At 31.5% G+C, this 21,454-nt stretch carries 30 protein-coding genes; 20 read left to right on the top strand and 10 right to left on the bottom strand.

Annotation, left to right across the window (positions count from 1 at the left end; translation table 11 throughout):
- Positions 1 to 19 precede the first annotated feature (19 nt).
- The gene (glnA, locus tag D1869_RS07790) at positions 20 to 1,441 is read left to right on the top strand and encodes a type I glutamate--ammonia ligase (RefSeq protein ID WP_156014609.1); all 1,422 of its coding nucleotides are present in this window, start codon (positions 20 to 22) and stop codon (positions 1,439 to 1,441) included.
- Here the strand turns inward: glnA and D1869_RS07785 are convergent.
- The 4 genes from D1869_RS07785 to moaA are packed head-to-tail and all read right to left on the bottom strand — an operon-like array spanning position 1,430 to position 5,045.
- Entirely contained in the window at positions 1,430 to 2,332 is a 903-nt protein-coding gene (locus D1869_RS07785) for a MarR family transcriptional regulator (RefSeq protein ID WP_156014608.1), read from the bottom strand. The two genes, glnA and D1869_RS07785, sit on opposite strands and share 12 nt — an antisense overlap.
- Positions 2,333 to 2,353: 21 nt before the next feature.
- Complete coding sequence (gene folE / locus D1869_RS07780) at positions 2,354 to 2,977, bottom strand: GTP cyclohydrolase I (protein WP_052846960.1); 624 nt, start codon at positions 2,975 to 2,977, stop codon at positions 2,354 to 2,356.
- A gap of 60 nt (positions 2,978 to 3,037) precedes the next feature.
- Positions 3,038 to 4,117 carry a M24 family metallopeptidase gene (locus tag D1869_RS07775; RefSeq protein WP_156015936.1) on the bottom strand — a complete coding sequence of 360 codons (1,080 nt, stop codon included), beginning with the start codon at positions 4,115 to 4,117 and terminating at the stop codon, positions 3,038 to 3,040.
- Positions 4,104 to 5,045, bottom strand: a complete 942-nt coding sequence (gene moaA / locus D1869_RS07770) for a GTP 3',8-cyclase MoaA (RefSeq protein ID WP_156014607.1) — start codon at positions 5,043 to 5,045, stop codon at positions 4,104 to 4,106. Before moaA ends, D1869_RS07775 begins: the two co-directional genes overlap by 14 nt.
- Before the next feature lie 39 nt (positions 5,046 to 5,084).
- Between moaA and D1869_RS07765 the strand changes: the two genes are divergently transcribed.
- Positions 5,085 to 5,285: a hypothetical protein gene (locus tag D1869_RS07765; RefSeq protein ID WP_156014606.1), complete on the top strand. Its 201-nt coding sequence runs from the start codon at positions 5,085 to 5,087 to the stop codon at positions 5,283 to 5,285.
- Here D1869_RS07765 and D1869_RS07760 read toward each other — a convergent pair.
- The 5 genes from D1869_RS07760 to D1869_RS07745 form a co-directional block, all read right to left on the bottom strand.
- Complete coding sequence (locus D1869_RS07760; protein ID WP_156014605.1) at positions 5,257 to 5,925, bottom strand: BUD32 family EKC/KEOPS complex subunit; 669 nt, start codon at positions 5,923 to 5,925, stop codon at positions 5,257 to 5,259. The genes D1869_RS07765 and D1869_RS07760 overlap by 29 nt on opposite strands.
- Positions 5,922 to 6,080 (bottom strand): hypothetical protein, encoded by a 159-nt coding sequence (locus D1869_RS15145; protein WP_184650926.1) that lies wholly within the window; start codon positions 6,078 to 6,080, stop codon positions 5,922 to 5,924. Before D1869_RS15145 ends, D1869_RS07760 begins: the two co-directional genes overlap by 4 nt.
- A 38-nt stretch (positions 6,081 to 6,118) precedes the next feature.
- Positions 6,119 to 6,976, bottom strand: coding sequence for a cysteine synthase family protein (locus tag D1869_RS07755; RefSeq protein WP_184650941.1), 858 nt, complete (start codon positions 6,974 to 6,976; stop codon positions 6,119 to 6,121).
- A 91-nt stretch (positions 6,977 to 7,067) separates the two neighbouring features.
- Positions 7,068 to 7,283: a sulfurtransferase TusA family protein gene (locus tag D1869_RS07750; protein ID WP_156014603.1), complete on the bottom strand. Its 216-nt coding sequence runs from the start codon at positions 7,281 to 7,283 to the stop codon at positions 7,068 to 7,070.
- Positions 7,280 to 7,675, bottom strand: coding sequence for a DsrE family protein (locus D1869_RS07745; RefSeq protein ID WP_156014602.1), 396 nt, complete (start codon positions 7,673 to 7,675; stop codon positions 7,280 to 7,282). The genes D1869_RS07750 and D1869_RS07745 overlap by 4 nt, the downstream gene beginning before the upstream one ends.
- A gap of 56 nt (positions 7,676 to 7,731) precedes the next feature.
- Here D1869_RS07745 and D1869_RS07740 point away from each other — a divergent pair, with 56 nt between their 5' ends.
- Complete coding sequence (locus tag D1869_RS07740) at positions 7,732 to 8,736, top strand: DUF711 family protein (RefSeq protein WP_156014601.1); 1,005 nt, start codon at positions 7,732 to 7,734, stop codon at positions 8,734 to 8,736.
- 62 nt (positions 8,737 to 8,798) lie between these two features.
- Complete coding sequence (locus D1869_RS07735) at positions 8,799 to 9,836, top strand: phosphate signaling complex PhoU family protein (protein WP_156014600.1); 1,038 nt, start codon at positions 8,799 to 8,801, stop codon at positions 9,834 to 9,836.
- Here D1869_RS07735 and D1869_RS07730 read toward each other — a convergent pair.
- Positions 9,823 to 10,992 (bottom strand): nicotinate phosphoribosyltransferase, encoded by a 1,170-nt coding sequence (locus tag D1869_RS07730; protein WP_156014599.1) that lies wholly within the window; start codon positions 10,990 to 10,992, stop codon positions 9,823 to 9,825. The genes D1869_RS07735 and D1869_RS07730 overlap by 14 nt on opposite strands.
- Before the next feature lie 70 nt (positions 10,993 to 11,062).
- Here D1869_RS07730 and D1869_RS07725 point away from each other — a divergent pair, with 70 nt between their 5' ends.
- From D1869_RS07725 to D1869_RS07650, 16 genes are all read left to right on the top strand, one after another.
- Entirely contained in the window at positions 11,063 to 11,524 is a 462-nt protein-coding gene (locus D1869_RS07725) for a 30S ribosomal protein S19e (protein ID WP_156014598.1), read from the top strand.
- 10 nt (positions 11,525 to 11,534) lie between these two features.
- Positions 11,535 to 11,882 carry a DNA-binding protein gene (locus D1869_RS07720; RefSeq protein WP_156014597.1) on the top strand — a complete coding sequence of 116 codons (348 nt, stop codon included), beginning with the start codon at positions 11,535 to 11,537 and terminating at the stop codon, positions 11,880 to 11,882.
- On the top strand, positions 11,879 to 12,034 hold the full coding sequence (locus D1869_RS07715) for a 50S ribosomal protein L39e (protein ID WP_010979417.1): 156 nt from the start codon (positions 11,879 to 11,881) through the stop codon (positions 12,032 to 12,034). Before D1869_RS07720 ends, D1869_RS07715 begins: the two co-directional genes overlap by 4 nt.
- A 3-nt stretch (positions 12,035 to 12,037) precedes the next feature.
- Positions 12,038 to 12,304, top strand: coding sequence for a 50S ribosomal protein L31e (locus D1869_RS07710; protein WP_010979416.1), 267 nt, complete (start codon positions 12,038 to 12,040; stop codon positions 12,302 to 12,304).
- Positions 12,301 to 12,972, top strand: a complete 672-nt coding sequence (locus tag D1869_RS07705; protein WP_010979414.1) for a translation initiation factor IF-6 — start codon at positions 12,301 to 12,303, stop codon at positions 12,970 to 12,972. Before D1869_RS07710 ends, D1869_RS07705 begins: the two co-directional genes overlap by 4 nt.
- A 1-nt stretch (position 12,973) precedes the next feature.
- Complete coding sequence (gene rpl18a, locus D1869_RS07700; RefSeq protein WP_156014596.1) at positions 12,974 to 13,234, top strand: 50S ribosomal protein L18Ae; 261 nt, start codon at positions 12,974 to 12,976, stop codon at positions 13,232 to 13,234.
- 5 nt (positions 13,235 to 13,239) lie between these two features.
- Positions 13,240 to 13,695 (top strand): prefoldin subunit alpha, encoded by a 456-nt coding sequence (pfdA, locus tag D1869_RS07695; protein ID WP_221267024.1) that lies wholly within the window; start codon positions 13,240 to 13,242, stop codon positions 13,693 to 13,695.
- Positions 13,696 to 13,895: 200 nt separating this feature from the next.
- Complete coding sequence (gene ftsY, locus D1869_RS07690; protein ID WP_231113805.1) at positions 13,896 to 14,828, top strand: signal recognition particle-docking protein FtsY; 933 nt, start codon at positions 13,896 to 13,898, stop codon at positions 14,826 to 14,828.
- Positions 14,829 to 14,860: 32 nt separating this feature from the next.
- Complete coding sequence (locus D1869_RS07685; protein ID WP_010979410.1) at positions 14,861 to 15,040, top strand: protein translocase SEC61 complex subunit gamma; 180 nt, start codon at positions 14,861 to 14,863, stop codon at positions 15,038 to 15,040.
- A gap of 10 nt (positions 15,041 to 15,050) precedes the next feature.
- Positions 15,051 to 15,509, top strand: coding sequence for a transcription elongation factor Spt5 (locus tag D1869_RS07680; RefSeq protein WP_156014593.1), 459 nt, complete (start codon positions 15,051 to 15,053; stop codon positions 15,507 to 15,509).
- 10 nt (positions 15,510 to 15,519) lie between these two features.
- Entirely contained in the window at positions 15,520 to 16,032 is a 513-nt protein-coding gene (locus D1869_RS07675; RefSeq protein WP_156014592.1) for a 50S ribosomal protein L11, read from the top strand.
- A gap of 5 nt (positions 16,033 to 16,037) precedes the next feature.
- On the top strand, positions 16,038 to 16,697 hold the full coding sequence (locus D1869_RS07670; RefSeq protein ID WP_156014591.1) for a 50S ribosomal protein L1: 660 nt from the start codon (positions 16,038 to 16,040) through the stop codon (positions 16,695 to 16,697).
- 5 nt (positions 16,698 to 16,702) lie between these two features.
- A complete protein-coding gene (locus tag D1869_RS07665) occupies positions 16,703 to 17,707 on the top strand; it encodes a 50S ribosomal protein L10 (RefSeq protein ID WP_156014590.1) in 1,005 nt (334 codons plus the stop codon).
- A 38-nt stretch (positions 17,708 to 17,745) separates the two neighbouring features.
- A complete protein-coding gene (gene rpl12p / locus D1869_RS07660; protein WP_156014589.1) occupies positions 17,746 to 18,063 on the top strand; it encodes a 50S ribosomal protein P1 in 318 nt (105 codons plus the stop codon).
- 51 nt (positions 18,064 to 18,114) lie between these two features.
- A complete protein-coding gene (alaS, locus tag D1869_RS07655; protein ID WP_156014588.1) occupies positions 18,115 to 20,829 on the top strand; it encodes an alanine--tRNA ligase in 2,715 nt (904 codons plus the stop codon).
- Positions 20,819 to 21,418 carry a DUF434 domain-containing protein gene (locus tag D1869_RS07650; protein ID WP_156015935.1) on the top strand — a complete coding sequence of 200 codons (600 nt, stop codon included), beginning with the start codon at positions 20,819 to 20,821 and terminating at the stop codon, positions 21,416 to 21,418. Before alaS ends, D1869_RS07650 begins: the two co-directional genes overlap by 11 nt.
- The last annotated feature ends 36 nt before the right edge of the window (positions 21,419 to 21,454 follow it).

The raw sequence follows: 21,454 nt of genomic DNA, 5'->3' as shown, positions 1-21,454 counted from the left end.
ATTAAAGCTATTCGTAATCATGCCAAGTTTACCTAAAACAGCCGAAGAGGCTCTGAAATTTCTAAAAGACAATAAAATAAAATGGGTGGATCTACAGTTTACAGATCTACCTGGAAGATTGCATCATATTACTATCCCTGCCTCAGAATTTACAGAAGAATCATTTAAAACAGGATTTGGAAAATTAGATGGAAGTAGCATAAAAGGATTTACTATGATTTATGAAAGCGATATGGTATTAATGCCGATACCACAAACTATGGCAGTTATACCTTGGAATGAAGGAATTGCTAGAGTTATAACCCAGGTATTTTGGGGAGGAGGAAAAGGAAGATTTGAGAGAGATCCAAGACATATAGCAGAAGAAGCTGAAAAAAAACAATCAGAAGAAGGTTATATTAGTTATTTTGGCCCAGAACTAGAATTCTTTATATTTGATAAAGTAGATTTAGATGTAGCCACACCCCAAAGTGGGACTGGATATAAAATATACGCTAGAGAAGCCCCATGGGCTAAAAATGGAGGATTTTTAATAAGATACAAAGAGGGCTATTATCCGGCACCGCCTGTAGATCAGCTAATGGATATAAGAGTAGAGGCTATTAATATATTAACTGATTACTTTGGATTCAATATAGAAGCTACTCATCATGAAGTTGCTACAGCTGGACAAGGCGAAATCGATTTCAGATTCTCTACATTAGCTGATACAGCCGATAAAGTTCAAACATTAAAATATGTTGTAAAAAATGTAGCAGCAAAGCATGGAATGATAGCCACTTTCATGCCAAAACCAATGTTCGGAGATAATGGAACAGGAATGCATACGCATTTTAGCTTATGGACAAAAGATGGAAAGAATCTAATGTACGATCCTAACGATGAATATGCAGAGTTAAGTCAAATAGGTAGATATATAGTAGGGGGAATACTAGAACATGGTAGAGCATTATCAGCAATAGTATCGCCAACTACAAACAGTTATAGAAGATTAATCCCAGGTTATGAGGCACCAGTATATCTAGTGTGGAGTAGATCCAACAGAAGTGCAGCAATTAGAATACCATCATATTATAGGGGAATGGAAAAAGCAAAGAGATTAGAATATAGACCACCAGATCCCTCATGTAACCCCTATTTGGCATTTGCCGCAATACTAATGGCTGCTTTAGATGGAATAAAGAAAAAGATTGATCCTGGTGACCCTGTTGATGAAAATGTATATCATATGAGCGAAGAGAGGAAAAAACAATTAAAAATTAAGGAATTACCTAGATCATTAGATGAAGCATTAGATGAGTTAGAAAGCGACAGTGAGTTCTTGAAACCAGTATTTAATTCATCAATATTAAATACATATATTGATCTAAAGAGAGACGAAGCAAAAACTATGCAACAGTATCCTCATCCTATGGAGTTATATTACTATTTAGATGCCTAAGATTCCAATTTTTCTCAAGTTTCTTCTTATTTCATTTAAATCTAAATAGTAATCGAAAACATAATTTTTTACTGAATCTGAAAGGATAGAATAGTTAATACCTAATAAATTAGCATAATCTATCACCCATCTATCTTTTTGAAATAAAAATGATGTGAAAGATTCTTCATAGACCTTTTTTATTAAGTCCTTATCAAGTTCATTTCTTACAGCTAATGTACAACAATGTAAAGGTTCAAATGTATGTAAAATGGGGTAACCCTTGCGAATTAAAATAGTAAAGTAAGGTTCCCAAATAGATATAGCGTTAATTTTATGATTTTCAAGATCAGTCACCATAGATTCTGGAGAATCATAACTTTGCAAATTTAAATCTGGATTATATAGTAATGACCATATTTCCATACTAGACATAGTTGTGGAGCCGACTCTGTCACAAAGAGATTCACCAATTATTCCACCTCCTCCTTTAGCCCCACCTCCTATAATATCAAAATTATTAAATATTTTCTTAAAAATTAATTGTGTTACTACAGGTGAAAATCCAATATTTATCTTACCTTCTACTAGATCTTTAGTTAAGCTTAGTCCATTATCATAAATTAGAATATCAACAAAAAACCCTCTTTCTTTAAGCGCTTTTACAAAAGGTATAATAAATGGATATTCAGCCGCCCTAATTATACCTATTTTTATAAACTTATTACTTAACTTTACTGATAAATTTTTTCCGAGCGATTTTTTCCTCTCTATGAGTCCTTGTTTCTCCAGCTCAGACAAAATTTCTGACAATCTACTTTTTGATAACCCACTAATCCTAACTAGTTCAGATTGAGGTAATTCACCAAATTTTTTTAAGATTTCAATAATCCTAGATTTTGAGTCACTCATTCAATAAAAAATCTATTTTACCTATAATAAACTTGTCTTCTTTGACGTTTCGAGTAATCTAAATACATAGTTCCTTAATGACACATTATTTTTGAATAACCCTCTCGTTGCTACTGATAATAAACTTGCCTCTCTATCTTTAACACCCCTAACGTATGCACACATATGAAGAGCATCTCCTATAACCATGACACCTTTTGGATGAATATCACTATTCATTATAGCATCAGCAATTTGCTGAACCAATCTTTCTTGAATTTGTGGCCTTGATGCATAATAATTCACAATCCTTATAATCTTACTAAAACCAGCTACTTTTCTTTCTTGACCTACTATATATGCTACATGTACTTTTCCTATAATAGGTAGTAAATGATGCTCACATAAAGATGAAAAACCTATATTCTTTACAAGTATAATTTGGTCTTCAACTTCAGATATACCATCTTCGGATAGGTTAAATGTTTTAATTTGAGGTTGAGGAGTTCTAAGTCCACTTGTCATTTCTAATAAAGCTCTAGCTACCCTTAATGGAGTTTCTCTTAGTCCTTCCCTATCAGGGTTTTCCCCTAAAATTTCAAGGATCTCTCTTATCCTTTTAGCTATCTCTTCAACCATCTTTTCTTGGTTTAATGTCTCTTCCATAACAATAGTGTTATTGGCCCCCATTAAATATAAAGTTAAATTAAAAAGAGTACTAAAAAGTTATAAATACTTGAATGTAGTCTCAAGAACAATGGGTTTTCTCTTTGTTACAATAACTGTATCTTCTATTCTAATTCCAAATTTATTCTTTAGGTATATTCCTGGCTCAATAGTTATTACCATATTTTCTTTAAGTTCAGCGTCTGAAGTGGGTGAAATTGAAGGATATTCATGAACTTCAATACCTACACCATGACCTGTAGAATGAATAAAGTGTTTCCCATAACCAGCTTTTTCAATCACACGTCTTGCTGCCAAATCAACTTCTGAAGCCTTTACGCCTTCTTTTACTTTATCAATAGCCTCTAATTGAGCTTGTAAAACTATTTCGTAAATTTTCTTTATTTCGTAGTTTTCGCCTTTTAAAAACGTCCTAGTACTATCAAAACAATATTTTTCATACCTTGCTCCTATATCTACGACAGCATTTTGTCCTTCTTTTATTACTTTATCAGAGGGAATATGATGAGGAAAAGCAGAATTTTCTGCAAAAGCAACAATACTAGGAAATGCATAATCTTCTGCACCCTCAGTTCTCATAGTCATGTCTATTATACCAGCTAGATATTTTTCTGATATTTCTGAGTTAGTTAACTTGTCCTGAGCAATTTTCATCGCAGCAGTAGTTATATCTCCAGCCCTCTTAATTAATTCTAATTCTTCTTGGTCTTTTACTGATCTCATGATAGAAATATCCTTTGAGAGGTCTATTATTTCAAATTTACTAAAATAATTATAAAATATTGAAGAAGTATTTTGAATATCTAAACCAATTTTATTTTCTTTGATAAAATTAAGAATTGCATCTTTTAAAGAACCTTTAATAATCTTTTCTCCTTCTAATGTCGTACTATATGCAACTAAATCTATTTCTTTTACCTTATCTTGTGCCCTATATAATTCTAGTAAAGGAACTATAAGAGTAGCTATACCATCACAATAAATTAAAGCAACAAAGTTACCTATATCCGTCGTTATATAATCATATCCAGTTAGGTAAAATATACTAGCTGGACTGGTTATTATTGCACATTTTAATCCTTTTACTTCTAATAGTTCTTTAAGCTTATGAAGGCGCATAACTCTCAACCCTATATTTAAAATTAGGTTCTCTTATAGCTATTGCTATTTCATAGGCTTCACGTATTAATTCAATTTTTTCTTCTAAACTAAAATCACCACGTAATATATCCATTATGTCTATTTCTTTATCTTGTCTATATAAACAAGTCTTTAATTTGCCGTCAGCTGTTAGTCTTATTCTATTACATCCAGCACAAAAAATTGGGTTTGCATACGGTTTCACAACCTCAATGACTAAATTATTAAGATAATATCTTGGTCTATAATGTTTACTTCTTATTTCTATTTTATCAGCTTTCTCTTTTAATATTTTCTCTATACTTTCCAATTTTTCATGATATTCAAATGTATTTTTACCTAATCCTACTGGATGAAGTTCTATTAAATGTAGTTCATCTACTCCAGTTTCAATAGCAAAATTAATTATATTATCTAATTGCGATATATTTTTCTTAGTTAATACAAAATTTAATTTTAATGGTCTTAATCCAGCCTTAATAGCTTCTTTTATTCCTTCAATAACCTTATCTAGTGCGTCAACTCCAGTAATCTCCTTGAAAAGCTGTTTATCTAATGAGTGTAAACTTACATTAACTCTATCTAGTCCAACTTCTTTAAGTTTCCATGCTAACGTAGATAAAAGAACACCGTTTGTTGTCATAGAAACTTCTTTTATACCTACATCTTTTAACTCTCTAATAATTCGCAATAAATCCCGTCTTAGAGTTGGTTCTCCACCAGTAAGTTTAACTGATCTTATTCCATATTCAATTCCTACTTTAGCTACCAAAGAAATTTCTTCTGGAGACAACAAACTCTGAGAATTGTCTTCTCCTTCCATATGACAGAAAAAACAAGAAAAATTGCACACATGAGTTAAAGTTACTCTTAAATCCTCAATCGGCCTTCCAAATCTATCAATCATTACACTTATTATCGTTTTGGTAAGTATTAAATCTTGAATATGAAAAACGAATTATTATGCCCTAAATGTAACATTAAGATGGATTTTATAGCTGAAGCAGAAAATAGTAGCGATGGAAATAAGATAGTTAGATATTTTTATAGATGCCCAGCTTGCGGTACTAGACTTAATGATGAAATAATAAATATAAAAAAGGAAAACGATTCTATCATTATAAAAATTTCTCAACAGCTTTTTTAAAATAGTTATAATGAGTAAATGGTATAAGACTAAGTAATGGTAAGTTATTAAAGTTTAATAACTCCTTAACTATTTCTTTACTTGGAGAATAACCTTCAAGTAACTTAATGTAATTTAAATAAAAAAGTTGAGGATCCTTTAGGAACTTATATGACATAGAGAAAGCTAGAACTAATAAATCCCAAGAAAAGTAAGAAGCATTACTAGTTTGAATAGCTTGCTCTGCATCTATCACATAGACTTTTTTATTATATAAGAAGTTTTCTAGCTTAGTATCACCAAGGGCAAAATTTCTCCTATGTATTAAATTGATAGCTTTTCCTAATTCTTCAAATTGTTCAAGGTCACTGATCTCTTCTCCATCTATAAATTCTCTATACATACAGATAGTTTCTTCATCAAAATCTATAACTTTAGGTACTTTTAACTCATCACCCCAATTGTAAGTAAAAAAATTAATTTCTCTATTCATCCTTTCTAGAGGATTTGATGTATATGGAAACCCTCTAAATGCTGGTGATATCAAATACCATTTAAAAGATGAAGATGAGCTATAACATTTAACAACAATTTTTCTATTGTCAACTTCTATAAGCCTAGTTTGAATGTAAAAACCTTTGAAGAAATCTTCTAACTTCATTTATTATCTATTTTACCTCTAACTCTTATTAATTCACCATCATCATACACTTCCTTATCTTTTATTTCCAATAATTTATTTAAATCTATATCTCTTGGAGAAAAATCCAATATATCTCCATTCTTATTAAAAATAACTATTACCTCTGTAGCCACGAAATATATCTTACTTTAATAAACCTTTAAAAAATTAATTATACATACTCCTCTAATTCATTAACGTACTTAAATGCGTCATCTGGGAATATTAAAATAGTAGCACCTTCACCCTTACTTTCTCTTATCACTTTTTTGTATGCAGAAACAGTGGCACCAGAGCTTAAACCTATTAAAATACCATCATTTCTAGCAACATCTATTACTCCCTCTACAGCCTCCCTAAACTTAATCTCTATTATCTTATCAATCTTAGCAATTTTAAGGAACTTATTATCCTTATCATCTGTAACTCTTTTTATTCCAGGTATACGCTCTCCTTGCGCAGGTTCAACACCTATAATTTCTACATCATCACCATATTTCTCTTTAAAATACTTAGCTATACCTACAATATGTCCAGCAGTTCCCATAGTAGCTATTATCCTTTTAACTTTAATACCAGAAACTTTAGTTTGTTCATCAATTTCTTTAGCTGTAGTTTCATAATGAGCTAAAACATTAATCTCATTATGAAACTGATCCAGATGAGTATACCCGTTAAATTCACTTAGTTTCTTCACTAAAGGTAAGAGCTCAGTTGTAGAATTTCCTGCTGAAATAACGTTTGCACCCAAAATTTTCATTAAGACTTTGAATGATGAAGGAGCTGTAGATGGTATAAACACTGTAAAATTTATTTTAAATATAGAAGATAATGCAGAAAGAGCTATTCCAGTATTGCCAGAAGTTGCCTCAACTATTGATTTAGCGTTTTGCTTGATTGCTTCTTTAAATAAGAATAGAGCAGTTCTATCCTTAATACTGTGACTAAAAGGATTATAGAACTCTAATTTAGCCCATACATCATTACCTATATTTAACTTTAATAATGGAGTAGGCCACATTCCTTGCATTAAATCTATGGCATTTTCGAAAACATGTACCTCTTTTGATGACACAATATTGACCGCCTAACTACTTTTAGTAACTAATAACTTAAAAGTATTATTTTCCTTTCTTCATTTTAATAACATATTTATTCCCTTCTTTCTCCCAACCAATGTATGTATTACCGGTCTCATCACACCATTTTTTTAATTCTTGTACAGCAGCTTCCCACTTTGTTTTAACTACTATTTCCTCACCTTCCCTAGCGTCTCTAAAAGCCCTTAATGTTTGAACTAGAACTACTGGACACACGTCATCAGAATCAATTATCATAAAGAGATCACCACATCAGCTTCTTTTGCCTCTGTTAAAAAAGTTATACTACCAGATAATTTCACACCATCAATCAAATCTTCTTTACTAGCACCTATTATTTTCAAACCTACCTCATCAACGTAAAACTCTACACCTTCTTTCAGTGCCTCTTCTAACATTTTTTCAGCATCAGTTATCTTTAGTCTCTTCATTTGTAAATTTAAGAATAATCTTGCGAGAAATGGCATAGAAAATTTTCTCTTTGAACCTTTAATAAATAAAGCCACAGCTTGAGAAGTTATAAATACTTTAACACCCCAACCCAAAGCTTTAGCTGATAATGCTAAAGTAAGAGCATGATACATCGCATCAAGGCTATTATTAGATACAAGAATAATAAGTTTCTGCATACTTAATAAGAATAAGAAAAGTAAAAATAAAATATTTGCCAGCTATATTCGAATACATGAAAATAAGGGCATTAACAATATTCGTTACGAATTTTGACAAAAATAAAATAAATGATTATATTCAAAAACTAGAGGAAATAAAAGACGAGAAAATATGGACAAAAAGGATTGCTTTACCACCAACACCTAGAGACTTGTCTTTAGATAAAATAGCAGATCTCATTCCTATAGACTCTAAGGAAATTATTTTCTCACTATTTCATTTAAAATCTAATGATAATAGGATAAAGGAATTAGCAGGGATATTACATACAAATGATAAGATTTACGCTTCAATTTTACTTAAAAGACCAGAAGAGACCAAAGATGTATCAGATTTTATATACTCCTTAGATCCTGAGATTTCAACTAGAGTAGCTGTCCTAATCTATGATGATTTCCTTTTAACTCCATATTTTCCAGTAGGATCCGCAAATACAGTAACTGACTCTATTGGCGTATCTGTATTATTTGCTAATGATTATCTACAAGGTAAAGGAAACATAAGCTTGATTAATGCAAACGAAATTGCGGCAAAATATGCTAAAGACTTTAAAGTTAGGTATTTAGGCGTTGATATTTCACTTTCCCCGTGGATGACTGAGAGTGTTGCTGATATAATAGAAAATAAAAGTGGAAAACTATTTTCGCCTGGTAATACTTTTGCAGTTTTTGGTATTAACAAGGAATTATTCAATTTAGCATGGCAAAATAAAATAAAACCTATAGGCTTCTCTGAAGTTATGTTACCAGTTGCCGAAGATATAACATTAATGAAAAGAGTTGAAGAGGAAAGTCTAAAATTACCTCATTTGCAACAACTCACATTTGCTTGTGTTGCAGGATTGGACATGGTAGCAATAACCAGGGATAAAGATCTATATTATAAAATATTTCTTGATAGTATTGCAATTCAATTTAATAAAAGAAGACCTTATGGTATAAGAATTATTCCATCTACTGGTTCAAGATATATATTTATTAATGGTTATGGCAAAATACCCGAGATTAAAACTGTCTGATACCTATTTAAACTACTTTTATAAACTTTGAAATATATATAACACATAGTATAGTGATAAAAATGGAAGTACGTAGGGTTCAAAAATTTGGGAAATCAACATTAATGGTTTCCCTACCAGCTGAATGGGTAAAAGAAGTAGGATTAAATGCTGGGGAGAGCGTATATTTAGAAGTTGATGAAGATGGAAGCCTAAAAATCTATCCGCCAAATATGAAAATTCAAGGCTCTCCTAGAGAAATAAAAGTAGTCATCTCTAATCTTGTAATGCCAGAAATAATTACTAGAATAATATATGGACTTTATATTCTAGGTTTCGATAGGATAGAAATAGAGAGTAAGGAAAAATTATTCAGTGAGGATTTGCTCAGAAAAATTAAAGAATCAGTAAGAAGTTTAATTGGTTTTGAAATTACTGTACAGAATGTTGATTATATACAAATTCAATCTTTCTTAGACCCTACAAAATATACTATGAACAGTCTACTTAATAGGCTTATAAACAACCTAAAACAAATGCTCCACTATCTAAGTCTAGGTATAAAAGAAGGTAGTAGAACATTCTTACAAGAAACAATAGAATTAGAAAGAGAAATAGATCGTTTATATTATTTAGCACTAAGACAACTCATACTCTCACAATCTAATAGAAGCTTAGCATATATGATAGGGGTAAAAAGAATCCAGTTAATTGGAAATAGAATATTAATAAAAGCTATCGAAGAGGCTGCTGATGAAATAAGTGAAGCAGCAAATGATTTACTTGCATTACCCCCACAAGATTTAGATGAAATAAAGAAATACTGGAATCAATTTAATGATTTAATAGAACAATCTACAGTAATAATAAATCATGCTATAAAAGTTCTTAATAAAGAAGATATTAAATTAATAAATGAAGCCATGGAAGAACTAAGAACATTAAGAAGAATATTAATAGCAGAAGCCACTAAAACCGATTCCATGGATGATTACAGATTAATTATAGTAATAAGAAGTGTAAACCTAAGACTGTACAATGCTATAAGAAGAATGGAACCAATAGTTGAAATAGCATTCAATAGAAGTTTAGAAAATACAAAAGAAATTATTGTTGAGTAATTTTCTTTAATTGTTGTAACACATACTCCCTTATTTCTTTTATAGAAGGCAAACTTCTTGTTAATTTTCCATTTTCCATATATTTGACTAATAAAGGACGACAATCAGAAGAAGGAGGCTTCCCATCAAGAAGTGTTATAACGTCATGATCAGGTGTAGACCCACATCTATAAACTTGTTTAGCTCCAGGCCATTTTCCTCTTTTAGTGAATGGAATCCACTTACCATCAACGTATTTTTCAACAATATCAGCACTAAAATCTACACTTGGAGGAAATGCTATACTAGTTCCTACACCAAAACCATCTACAACATCTCTTAAATTTACTACATCATCTTCATCTATACCTCCACTTACAATAATCTTAACGTTATTATAACCATGTATATCTAATGTCCATCTTACCTCTTGAATAATTTTCCTAAAATTGCCCCTTCTACTAGATGGGGTATCTAACCTTACACCATAAATTCTATCCTTCAGTAATTCGGCTGCCTTTAGTGCTTCAGTTCTTTCATCCTCAAATGTATCAGACAATATTATCCTTGGAACGCTTGGAGGCATAGCCTCATCAAATGCCTTCCACGCTTTTACATTATCACCAACAACTAACATTAATGCATGAGGCATTGTTCCAGAAGGTTCTATATTAAAATATTCTCTATCAAAAGCTCCTGAGATCCCATCACAACCGCCTATATAAGCTGACCTATCCGCCATAGGAGCTATTGCTGGATGTAAAGCTCTTAATCCAAAAAATAACACAGTCTTATCCATAGCTAAACTTTTTATTCTAGCTGCTTTCGTAGCTATACTAGAGGAATGCCTTAGCATTCCTAGAAATGCAGTCTCAAATACCCCAAAATCTAAGTAATTTCCTTCTATTATCATTACTGGTTCTATTTCCTTAAATAAAGTACCTTCTGGCATAGCATAAATATCAACTGGTTTTCCTTCAAAAAGCCTAAGCACCTCCTCGAGGCCTGCAAATACAGCCCATTTATATCCTTCTGGTAAACCATAAGAATGAATTTCCATTCTTACTTTTACATTTGAAATTCCCAAGTGCTTCAAAGTTTGTTCCGCTCTTTCAAAATAAATATCCGTTATTTTTCCAGAAAGTATATCCTCTTCAGATGCAATATAAAATTTCATATCAACTCGTTAATTAAAAAGACAAGTTAAATTTTAAACCTTCAGTAGACGATCATATACTGGAAAATTTATGATAACACCTAAAATGGTGCCAGCAGATATTTTCATCCCTAGGTTAGCACAGTATCTAAGAGAAAATGTAAAAGAACTACAACCGGCTGAATGGTCCTACTTTGCTAAAACCTCTAGCTTTAATGAGAGAGTTCCAGATAATCCAGAAATCTGGTGGTATGTAAGGGCTGCTTCTTTATTACGAAAATTATATTTCATCTCACCCTTAGGAGTTGGAACTACAAGAAGATTATATAGTGGACTAAAGAGAAGAGGAGCTAAACCACCGAGAACAGTTAAGGCACCTGGTCATGCTAACAGATTAATTTTACGCCAATTAGAAAAAGCTGGATTAGTTATAAGAACGAAAAAAGGTAGAGTTTTATCACCTAAAGGAAGATCACTTTTAGATAAATTATCATACGAAATGTTTAAAGAGTTGGCTGAGAAAAAACCAGAATTGAAAAAATACTTAGAATAAGGTGATAAAAATGAGTGATGAATATGACGCAGAATTAGATGAATTATTAAGAAGAAAGGCTCTCGAACAACAAAGAAAAGCATTGGAAGAACAACAAAGAAAAGCTGAGTTAGAGGCAAAAAAAGATGCTATTCTAAGAGTCATCCTAACACCAGAAGCCAGACAAAGATTAGCTAATGTTAAATTAGTTAAACCAGAGTTAGCTGAAGCAATAGAAAATCAACTGATAGCTTTAGCACAATCTGGAAGAATACAAGCGCCAATAACTGATGAAGAATTGAAAGAAATATTAGCACAATTAACTAATCAAACTAGAAAAGATTATAAGATTACAATTAGGGAAAGGGGTTGGAAATGAGTAAAAATAAACCTTTGGGGAGAAAATTAAGATTAGCTAGAGCATTAAAAAGTAATTCACCAGTACCAGCATGGGTTATAATAAAAACAAATGGAAAGTTTAGATATAACTTCCACAGAAGAGATTGGAGAAGAAATGATTTAAAGGTGTAAAAAATGAAGGAGAAAGATAATTTCGAAATGGTAATCAATTTCAAGAGAGCTTTCATGGGAAGAAGAAATCAAAGAACTAAAAGAGCAATCAAAATGATAAGAAATATAGTACAAAGACATTTTGGAGCCGAGAAAGTAATAATTGACCCTCTATTAGCTAAGAGTATAACATATAACGGAAGAGACAAAATAGTAAGAAAAGTAAGAGTAGCAGTAAAAAAGATAGGAGAAAAAACATATTTAGTCAGACTTGCATTAAAGAGTGAATGATCATAGATAAGTTAACTATTTTTGGAACCGATAACATAGGGATATATATCTTTACTAATGATAAATATACTATAGTTCCTAAAAATTTGGATGTTGAAACAATCCAAAAAATCCAAGAAACTTTCAAAACAGAAATAATACAGACAACTATTGCTAAAAGCTTCCTTATAGGAATTTTTGTAGCTGGTAACAATAATGTTATATTATTACCCAGAAATGTTGATGATGAAGAAGTAAAGAAAATAAAAGATATAGCTAGAGATGTTAGAGTAGAAATTTTAGATATAAGACCAACTGCTTTAGGAAACATAATTCTCACTAATTCTTATGGGGCTTTAATTTATCCAGAGTTAAGTAGCATCGAATTTAAAAAAATAAAGGAAAGTCTACAGATTGATAATATAGAAAAAGGAAGCATAGCTAATATTATAACTGTAGGTTCTGTAGGAGTTATAACTGATAAAGCTGGTTTAGTTCACATAGATACAACAGAAGAAGAACTCGATAAATTAAGTAAATTATTTAGAGTGAAAATAGATACTGGTACTGTTAATTTTGGCAGTGCTTTTATCCATAGTGGTTTAATAGCAAATAGGAATGGAGTTCTAGTAGGTTCAGCAACAACAGGACCAGAGATTTTAAGAATCCAAAGAGCTTTTAGTGATTGAGATGAGTGAGATAAAAACTTACGTCATAAGAGCAATAGTAACATTTAATGCTTCACATTATCCAATGAGACAAAAAGTAGTTAAGTATGTAAGAGCACTAAATGAAAGACAAGCATTAGAGTACTTGTATTCATATTTAGGAAGCAAGAACAAAGTAAAGAGATATAATATAAAGATAGAGGAAATAAAAGAGATACCAGTAGAAGAAGCAAAAGATAAAACAGTAAGAGATTTAGCAAAGTTAAACAAAATAATAATGTGATATTTATGAGTAATGAAGAAAATCAACAAAAAGTAGTTGTCTCTTTAGAGGATTTATTAGCACAAGCAGATGCATTAAAAAAGTATATTGATTATTTACAGAAAACTTATGCTGAACTACAAGATAATATAATGTCAATAGACTCCTCATTACAAGCATTAAAAGAATTACAGAATAGTCAAGAGCTCTTAATGGTAGGGGACAAAAGAGGAAACGTAATATTCAAGGTTCAAGGTATAGATAAGGCAAAAGTTTTAGTTCATTTAGGCCTAGAATATTATGCAGAAGTAGACCCAGATTTTGCAACTAAAGTATTAAATGATAAAAAAACTGAATTATCAAGTGTTTTAAGTAACGTAGAAAAAGAATTAGCTAAATCTTTAGAAGCCTATAAAGAAATAGCTGACATACTTAATCAAGCACAACAACAATTGCAAGCTCAACAAAATAAAGGTGGATAATTTGTTTTGATAAATTAAAAAAAGCATTTAATAATTTATTAGATAAAATAAAAGGAGAAAGCAAACCTGAAGAAGAAAAGAAAGAAGAAACAAAACAAACCGCTCCAACTTTACAAATCGAGGAAGCAAAATCTCCTCGATTAGAAGAAACACAAACCCAACAAAAGCAAGAAATTACAAATCCTCCAGAAGGAGTTCAAATAGCAGAAAAAGAAGAGAAAAAAAATATAATTACCACAGAAGAAAAAAAATCTAGGTTTTCATTTTTTGATTTTATTAAATATAAAACTATTAAAGAAGAGGATATCCAGGATATATTAGAGGAACTTAGATACCAACTACTAGAATCTGATGTTTCGTATGAGGTCACTGAAAAAATATTAGATGATTTGAAGAATGCAATAATTGGGAAAAAAGTCACTAGGAGTGAAGATTTAGAAGAGCTAGTTACTAATTCATTAAAAAAATCAATAGAAGAAATATTAACAAAAAACCAGAGAATAGATCTAATAGAAGAAATAAGAAAAAGAAATAAGAAACCATATGTAATTGTTTTCTTTGGAGTAAACGGAGTAGGAAAAACAACTACAATAGCAAAAGTAGCATATTTATTAAAGAAAAATAAAATTTCGTGTATAATCTCAGCCTCCGATACATTTAGAGCCGCAGCTCAGGAGCAACTCGCATATCACGCAAGCAAGTTAGAAATTCCAATAGTAAAAGGAAAATATGGTGCTGATCCTGCATCTGTAGCTTTTGATGCTATTAATTCTGCAAAAAGCAGAAATATTGATGTAGTATTAATCGATACTGCGGGGAGAATGCATGTTGATGAAGATCTAGTATCTGAGTTAAAAAGAATTGTAAAAATAGCTAAACCAGACTTACGAATTTTAGTTCTAGATTCATTAGCTGGAAATGATGCATTAGAACAAGCAAAATATTTTGAGAATAATGTAGGCTATGATGCCGTAATATTAACTAAAGTAGATGCAGATGCTAAAGGGGGTGTGATTCTATCCCTAGCATATGAATTAAATAAGCCAGTAATATATTTAGGAGTCGGACAAGATTATGACAGTCTAATACCGTTTGATGCTGAATGGTTTATAAAAAGGCTTTTTAGTAGTTAAAGTTAATAACTAAACGTTTAACTATATCGTATATGAGTCTTTCACAAAGGTTAAAGAATTTAAGAGAAGATTGGAAAAGAATAATTTCCGTAGCTAAGAAACCTGAAAAAGACACATTAAATCAAAGTATTAAGCTTACCTTACTTGTTATGGCAATTGTAGGAATAATTGCTTATATTATTCAATTGACAGTAGCCCTATTACTACACTAGGGTAATAATTATGGAAAGGCCTAGATTCTCCAACTATTATGCTGTTAGAGTAACTGGAGGGCAAGAGATAAATGTTGCATTAATGATTGAAGAAAGAATAAAGACAAATAATATAAAAGAAGTATATTCTATAATAGTACCACCTAATGTAAAAGGTTATGTGATTTTAGAAGCTGCTGGACCCCACGTGGTTAAGCTTGTATCGCAAGGTATAAGACATGTCAGAGGATTTGCACAAGGTCTTGTACAAAAAGATGATATAATTAAATTCATTTCTAAAACCACAATTGCCCCAGCATATAAAGTAGGTGATATGGTAGAAGTTACTTCTGGACCCTTTAGAGGCATGCAAGCTCAAGTAGTTAGAATAGATAGTGCCAAAAATGAAGTAGTTTTAAATATTTTAGAATCATCTTTCCCCTTACAAGTTACAGTTCCAATAGATCAAGTCAAACCTGTGAAAAAATAGGTGAGAATAGATGCCTACAAAATCAATTAAAATCGTGGTTGAAGGAGGAAATGTAAAACCAGGTCCACCATTAGCTCCTACACTGTCACAATTAGGACTTAATGTAGGAGAAGTAGTAAAAAAGATAAATGATGCAACTTCTCAATTTAAAGGAATGTCAGTACCAGTAACATTAGAAGTAGATACTGATACAAAGAAATACGAAATAAAGGTAGGAATACCAACTACTACTTCATTATTGTTAAAATTTGCAAATGCAAATGAACCCTCTGGAGATCCAGCACACAAAAAAGTAGGCGATATAAAATTTGAGGATATAATCCAGGTAGCGATAATGAAAAAGCCCCAAATAACAGCAAAAACATTAAAAGCCGCAGTAAAATCAATCTTAGGTACAGCTTATTCTATAGGTTTAACAGTAGATAAGAAAAGCCCTAAAGAATTAGTTAAAGCCGTAGATGAAGGAAAATATGATGATTTATTAGCCAAATATGAACAAAAATGGAATGAAGCAGAAGGGTGAAGAACATGTTAGCCAGTAAGGATAGTTTAGTAGAAGCTCTTAAAGTTGCTCTTAATCCAGAAAATAACCCTAAAAGGAATTTTACACAAAGTGTTGAACTCATAGTTACATTTAAAGGAATTGATATGAAAAAAGGTGAGTTAAAACTTAGAGAAATCGTACCATTACCAAAAGAACCTTCAAAACCAAGAAAAGTTTTAGTAATACCAGCTTTTCAACAAATAGAATCTGCAAAAAAAGCAGAACCAAACGTATTGCTTACAAAAGAAGAATTACAGAAACTTCAAGGACAAAAAAGAGCTATTAAAAAACTGGCAAGACAGAATGATTGGTTCCTTGTAGCACAAGATTCTATGGCTTTAGTAGGTAGAATTTTAGGTCCTGCATTGGGTCCGAGAGGAAAATTCCCTACACCACTACCAAATGCCACAGATATTACAGAGTATATTCTTAGATTCAAAAGATCAACACTAGTAAAAACAAAAGATCAACCACATGTCCAAGTGTTTATAGGTACAGAAGATATGAAACCAGAAGATTTAGCCGAAAATGCGTTAGCTGTACTTAATACAATAGAAAACAAAGCAAAAGTTGAGGCAAACTTAAGAGCTATATATGTAAAAACTACAATGGGTAAAATAGTTAAAGTAGAAGTAAAGAAGTGAGAATCATGGCAGTTATAACGCAAGAAAGAAAAATAGCGAAATGGAAAATTGAAGAAGTAAAGGAACTTGAACAAAAACTAAGGGAATACCATACAATAATAATTGCAAATATTGAAGGATTCCCAGCTGATAAATTGCACGATATTAGGAAAAAAATGAGAGGAATGGCAGAAATTAAAGTTACAAAGAATACATTATTTGAAATAGCCGCGAAAAATGCTGGTTTAAATGTATCCAAATTAGAACCTTATTTAACTGGTCCTAACGCTTTTATATTCACGAATAAAAACCCATTTGAAATTCAATTATTCCTTTCAAAGTTTAAACTAAAAAGGTACGCAATGCCTGGTGACAAAGCTGATGAAGAAGTAGTTATTCCCGCTGGAGATACTGGAATGCCTGCAGGTCCAGCATTAAGCATATTTGGAAAATTAAAAATAAAGACTAAAGTTCAAGATGGGAAAATTCATGTCACACAAGATACTGTAATAGCTAAACCAGGAGATCCAATTCCTCCAGATGCTATACCAATATTACAAAAACTAGGAATAATGCCTGTTCACATAAAACTTAATATAAAAGTAGCTTATGATAATGGTCTAATTATACCAGGGAATCAACTATCTATCAACTTAGATGATTATAAGACAGATATAATGAAAGCTTATCAATCAGCATTCGGATTAGCAGTAGAAATAGCATACCCAATACCAGATGTTCTAAAAGTCTCAGCAGAAAAAGCTGCAAGAAATGCTTTATCATTAGCTGCGGAAATTGGATTTATAACACCAGAGACTGTACAAGCTGTATTCTCTAGAGCTATATCAAAAGCTTATGCACTAGCAAGCGCAATAAGTGGAAAAGTAGATTTAGGAATTCAAGTGCCGCAAACTCAGCAAGCACCAGCTCAACAAGCTGAGAAGAAAGAGGAGAAGAAAGAAGAGGAAGAAAAGAAAGGACCAAGCGAAGAAGAAATAGGTGGAGGACTATCCTCATTATTCGGAGGATGAATTTATATATTAGTTAATACCTTTATGGTGTGATAGATATGGAATACATATATGCTAGTTTACTCTTACACTCAGCCAAAAAAGAAATAAACGAAGAAAACCTAAAAAGTGTATTAACAGCTGCAGGTATAACAGTAGATGAGGTAAGATTAAAGGCTGTAGTCGCAGCATTAAAAGAAGTAAATATAGATGAGGTATTAAAGAATGCTACTGCAATGCCAGTAGCAGTAGCTGCAGCACCAGCAGCAGCACCAGCTCAACAAGCTGAGAAGAAAGAGGAGAAGAAAGAAGAGGAAGAAAAGAAAGGACCAAGCGAAGAAGAAATAGGTGGAGGACTAGCTTCCCTCTTTGGTTAAAAATCTTTTTTAATACAAACTCTTTTAATCTGCTTCTTAATTACTTAGATTATGGTTCAAGTTAATGAAAATGAGTATCGTTTGAAATTCTTTTTAAATAATAATTATAACAGAAAGATTTGCCAAGTTTGTCAAACACCATTCTGGACTAAGGATAAAGAAAGAAACGTTTGTGCTGATATACCCTGCACAGATTACTACTTTTTTGATTTAAATATTAAGAGCTCACCATTAACTGTAAGAGAAGCAAGACAAAAATTCCTCAAATTCTTTGAGAAAAAAGGTCATACAATTATTCCACCAAAACCAGTATTAGCACGATGGAGAGAAGATTTATATCTTACAATAGCGAGTATAGTTGATTTTCAACCCTTTGTAACTAGCGGAATAGTGCCACCACCAGCAAACCCACTTGTTCTCTCCCAGCCCTGTATTAGATTGGAAGATGTAGATAATGTAGGAGTTACTTTTGGAAGACATTTAACAACATTTGAAATGGCTGCCCATCATGCGTTTAATTATCCAGATAAGCAAATATACTGGAAAGATGAAACAGTTGAATTATCAAAGGAGTTCTTTGTAGAAGAAATAGGTATACCAGAAGAGGAATTAAATTATAAGGAATCTTGGTGGGAAGGAGGAGGAAATGCCGGTCCGTCATTTGAAGTAACTGTAGGAGGATTAGAATTAGCAACACTAGTATTTATGCAATATGAGATAAAAGATGGCAACTACGTACCTTTAAAATTAAAAATAGTTGATACAGGTTATGGAGTAGAAAGAATAGCATGGTTTACCCAAAAGACTCCCACAGCATTCCATGCAATTTACGGTAATTTAGTGTATACTTTCTTTAATAAGATAGGAGCTCCTCTAGTAGATGACGAACTACTAAAAACAGCAGCAATACTTGCTGGTAGAATAGACCCAGATAAACCAGAAACAATTAAAAGGCACAGAGAAGAAGTAGCAAAGAAACTTGGATTAGATTTAAAATATATAGATCAAGAACTAACAAGAGCTGCTAGAGTATTCCAAGTATTAGATCATACTAAAACTATAGCGTTAATGCTTGCCGATGGTCTCGTTCCATCAAACTCTGGAGAAGGATACTTAGGAAGATTATTGATTAGAAGAGCATTAAGAGTACTAAGATTATTAGGAAGTGATATAAAACTTTATGAATTGATTAAAGAACAAATAGAATATTGGAAGGAAGATTTTCCACAGTTGTTAAAGAATAAAGATTATATCCTTGATGTAGTTAATTTAGAGCAAGAAAGATTTAACGAAACATTATCAAAAATATCACTTACAGCTTCTTCTTTATCTAGAAGAAAAGAAATCTCCGTGGATGATTTAGTAAAACTTTATGATTCAAATGGTATTCCCCCAGATTTACTAGTTGAAGAAATAAGAAAGATAAATCCAGAAATAAAAGTTGAAGTACCTTACAATTTCTATGGCTTAGTAGCAAAAAGACATCAAACTGCACCATTAAAAGATACTAAAAAAGAGAAATTACCTAAAGATGTTATTGATTTGGCAGAAAACTTACCCCCTACCAAAAAATTATATTATATAGATCAATATAAAAGATCATTTATAGCTAAAGTAGTTAGTGTATATAAAAACTACCTTGTACTCGATCAAACTACATTCTATCCAGAAGGAGGAGGACAAATAGGAGATACGGGAATAATTAAGGATGAAAAAGGAAATACTTACCAAGTAGTTGATACACAAAAAGTAAAAGATGTTATATTCCATATACTTGATAAAGAGCCGTCTCTAAAAGAAGGAGATGAAGTCTATGGGGAAATAGATTGGCAAAGGAGATATAGAATAATGAAACACCATACAGTAACTCACGTAATTCTTTCTGCAGCCAGAAAAGTACTAGGAGAACATGTATGGCAAGCGGGAGCAGAAAAAACACCGCAAAAAGGAAGATTAGATATAACACACTATAAATTACCCACTGAAGAAGAGATCAAGAAAATAGAAGACCTAGCTAACTATATAATAAATGATAGGAGGCCTGTAAGGCCTCTAATAATAAACAGAACTGAGGCAGAAATGAAATATGGTGTTTCAATTTATGCTGGCGGAGTTCCTGAAGGAGCTGATGTAAGACTAATTGAAATAAAGGATTGGGATATTGAAGGATGCGGAGGAACCCATTTATCTAATACTTCAGAAATAGGAGCTTTAAAGATAATTAACGTGGAGAAGATACAAGATGGCGTAATAAGACTAGAATATGTTGCTGGAGATGTTGTGGCTCAATATGCTAGACAAGAAGAAGATAAATTAAAAGAAATTTCCAGACAACTTTCTACTTCACCAGAACAAATAGAAGTAAGATTAAAGAGATTCCTAGAGGAATATAAGGAAAAAGAAGAATTATTGAATCAATATAGGAAAATTATGCTCCAGCAGATAGAGAATATAAGCGAAAAAGAGACTGTAAATGGCATTACAATTTATATAATTAATCTATTTGATGAAGAATTAAGAAAAGAAGCAATGAGAAAATTAACAATGAATCAAAAAAGTATAGTTGTAAATATATCTAACAAAGGAAATAATAACGTGGTTGAAATAGCTACATCTAATGACCTAAGAGTCGATAAAATTATTGAAGCTTTAAGAAGAGAAGGAGGAAAAGGAGGAGGAAAAGGAACATATGGAAGTATAACAACACAACTAAATGTTGATAAAATTGTCAATACAATTAAATCAACAATTAATAATGGCATATGAGGACTATAAATACCTATTAAACAGAGGATATAATAGAAAGCCAGCCTTAGATTTAGTTACCGCTAGATACAACTTAAGTAAAAAGGAAAGGCTTTTATTATACAGATGCACTCATTCTGATAAAGAGATAGAAGAGGTAAAAAGAAAAATAGTTATTAACCCAAGTGAAATAGCAATTGACGGCTATAATATAGCAATAACACTACTTTCTGCTATTTATGAAGATGAGATATTTTTATGCGATGACGGATTTTATAGAGATTTGGGATTAGGAAAAAGAAAAAATGACCCAGAAATATTTGAGGCACTTATTCTTGTTAATGAATACTTAAGTCATAAAGATGTAAAATCTTTAATTCTACTCGACTCTCAAATAAGTAAAAGTGGAGAATTAGCTTCCAAGCTTAGAAAACTAGGAATCAACGTCGAGGTTGTAAATAAAACAGATAAAATGCTATTACTTAGGAAAGAAGTAATAGTAAGTAATGATTTCTTGATTTTAAACAAAGCAGAAAAAGTATATGATCTTTTAGGAGAAATAATAGGTAACATATGGAATATTAAGGTTTTCAAAATACCCCCAACATAAGATAACAAAAAAGCTATAAGATAAAATATATAATTT

This window comes from Sulfurisphaera ohwakuensis, assembly GCF_009729055.1.
Lineage (GTDB): Archaea > Thermoproteota > Thermoprotei_A > Sulfolobales > Sulfolobaceae > Sulfurisphaera > Sulfurisphaera ohwakuensis.
This window is presented reverse-complemented; position numbering and strand designations above follow the sequence as displayed.

Bases quoted from the DNA above. Each gene is read 5' to 3' on its own strand.
- D1869_RS07670 (WP_156014591.1), top strand. From the start codon at position 16,038: ATGTTAGCCAGTAAGGATAGTTTAGTAGAAGCTCTTAAAGTTGCTCTT.
- D1869_RS07765 (WP_156014606.1), top strand. From the start codon at position 5,085: ATGAAAAACGAATTATTATGCCCTAAATGTAACATTAAGATGGATTTT.
- D1869_RS07750 (WP_156014603.1), bottom strand. From the start codon at position 7,283: ATGATAATTGATTCTGATGACGTGTGTCCAGTAGTTCTAGTTCAAACA.
- D1869_RS07740 (WP_156014601.1), top strand. From the start codon at position 7,732: ATGAAAATAAGGGCATTAACAATATTCGTTACGAATTTTGACAAAAAT.
- D1869_RS07675 (WP_156014592.1), top strand. From the start codon at position 15,520: ATGCCTACAAAATCAATTAAAATCGTGGTTGAAGGAGGAAATGTAAAA.
- alaS (WP_156014588.1), top strand. From the start codon at position 18,115: ATGGTTCAAGTTAATGAAAATGAGTATCGTTTGAAATTCTTTTTAAAT.
- rpl18a (WP_156014596.1), top strand. From the start codon at position 12,974: ATGAGTGAGATAAAAACTTACGTCATAAGAGCAATAGTAACATTTAAT.
- D1869_RS07730 (WP_156014599.1), bottom strand. From the start codon at position 10,992: ATGAAATTTTATATTGCATCTGAAGAGGATATACTTTCTGGAAAAATA.
- D1869_RS07755 (WP_184650941.1), bottom strand. From the start codon at position 6,976: ATGCAAGGAATGTGGCCTACTCCATTATTAAAGTTAAATATAGGTAAT.
- D1869_RS07720 (WP_156014597.1), top strand. From the start codon at position 11,535: ATGAGTGATGAATATGACGCAGAATTAGATGAATTATTAAGAAGAAAG.
- D1869_RS07665 (WP_156014590.1), top strand. From the start codon at position 16,703: ATGGCAGTTATAACGCAAGAAAGAAAAATAGCGAAATGGAAAATTGAA.
- D1869_RS07725 (WP_156014598.1), top strand. From the start codon at position 11,063: ATGATAACACCTAAAATGGTGCCAGCAGATATTTTCATCCCTAGGTTA.
- D1869_RS07775 (WP_156015936.1), bottom strand. From the start codon at position 4,117: ATGCGCCTTCATAAGCTTAAAGAACTATTAGAAGTAAAAGGATTAAAA.
- pfdA (WP_221267024.1), top strand. From the start codon at position 13,240: ATGAGTAATGAAGAAAATCAACAAAAAGTAGTTGTCTCTTTAGAGGAT.
- D1869_RS07785 (WP_156014608.1), bottom strand. From the start codon at position 2,332: ATGAGTGACTCAAAATCTAGGATTATTGAAATCTTAAAAAAATTTGGT.
- D1869_RS07735 (WP_156014600.1), top strand. From the start codon at position 8,799: ATGGAAGTACGTAGGGTTCAAAAATTTGGGAAATCAACATTAATGGTT.
- folE (WP_052846960.1), bottom strand. From the start codon at position 2,977: ATGGAAGAGACATTAAACCAAGAAAAGATGGTTGAAGAGATAGCTAAA.
- D1869_RS07680 (WP_156014593.1), top strand. From the start codon at position 15,051: ATGGAAAGGCCTAGATTCTCCAACTATTATGCTGTTAGAGTAACTGGA.
- D1869_RS07715 (WP_010979417.1), top strand. From the start codon at position 11,879: ATGAGTAAAAATAAACCTTTGGGGAGAAAATTAAGATTAGCTAGAGCA.
- D1869_RS07745 (WP_156014602.1), bottom strand. From the start codon at position 7,675: ATGCAGAAACTTATTATTCTTGTATCTAATAATAGCCTTGATGCGATG.
- moaA (WP_156014607.1), bottom strand. From the start codon at position 5,045: ATGATTGATAGATTTGGAAGGCCGATTGAGGATTTAAGAGTAACTTTA.
- D1869_RS07710 (WP_010979416.1), top strand. From the start codon at position 12,038: ATGAAGGAGAAAGATAATTTCGAAATGGTAATCAATTTCAAGAGAGCT.
- D1869_RS07760 (WP_156014605.1), bottom strand. From the start codon at position 5,925: ATGAAGTTAGAAGATTTCTTCAAAGGTTTTTACATTCAAACTAGGCTT.
- D1869_RS07685 (WP_010979410.1), top strand. From the start codon at position 14,861: ATGAGTCTTTCACAAAGGTTAAAGAATTTAAGAGAAGATTGGAAAAGA.
- glnA (WP_156014609.1), top strand. From the start codon at position 20: ATGCCAAGTTTACCTAAAACAGCCGAAGAGGCTCTGAAATTTCTAAAA.
- D1869_RS07650 (WP_156015935.1), top strand. From the start codon at position 20,819: ATGGCATATGAGGACTATAAATACCTATTAAACAGAGGATATAATAGA.
- D1869_RS07705 (WP_010979414.1), top strand. From the start codon at position 12,301: ATGATCATAGATAAGTTAACTATTTTTGGAACCGATAACATAGGGATA.
- rpl12p (WP_156014589.1), top strand. From the start codon at position 17,746: ATGGAATACATATATGCTAGTTTACTCTTACACTCAGCCAAAAAAGAA.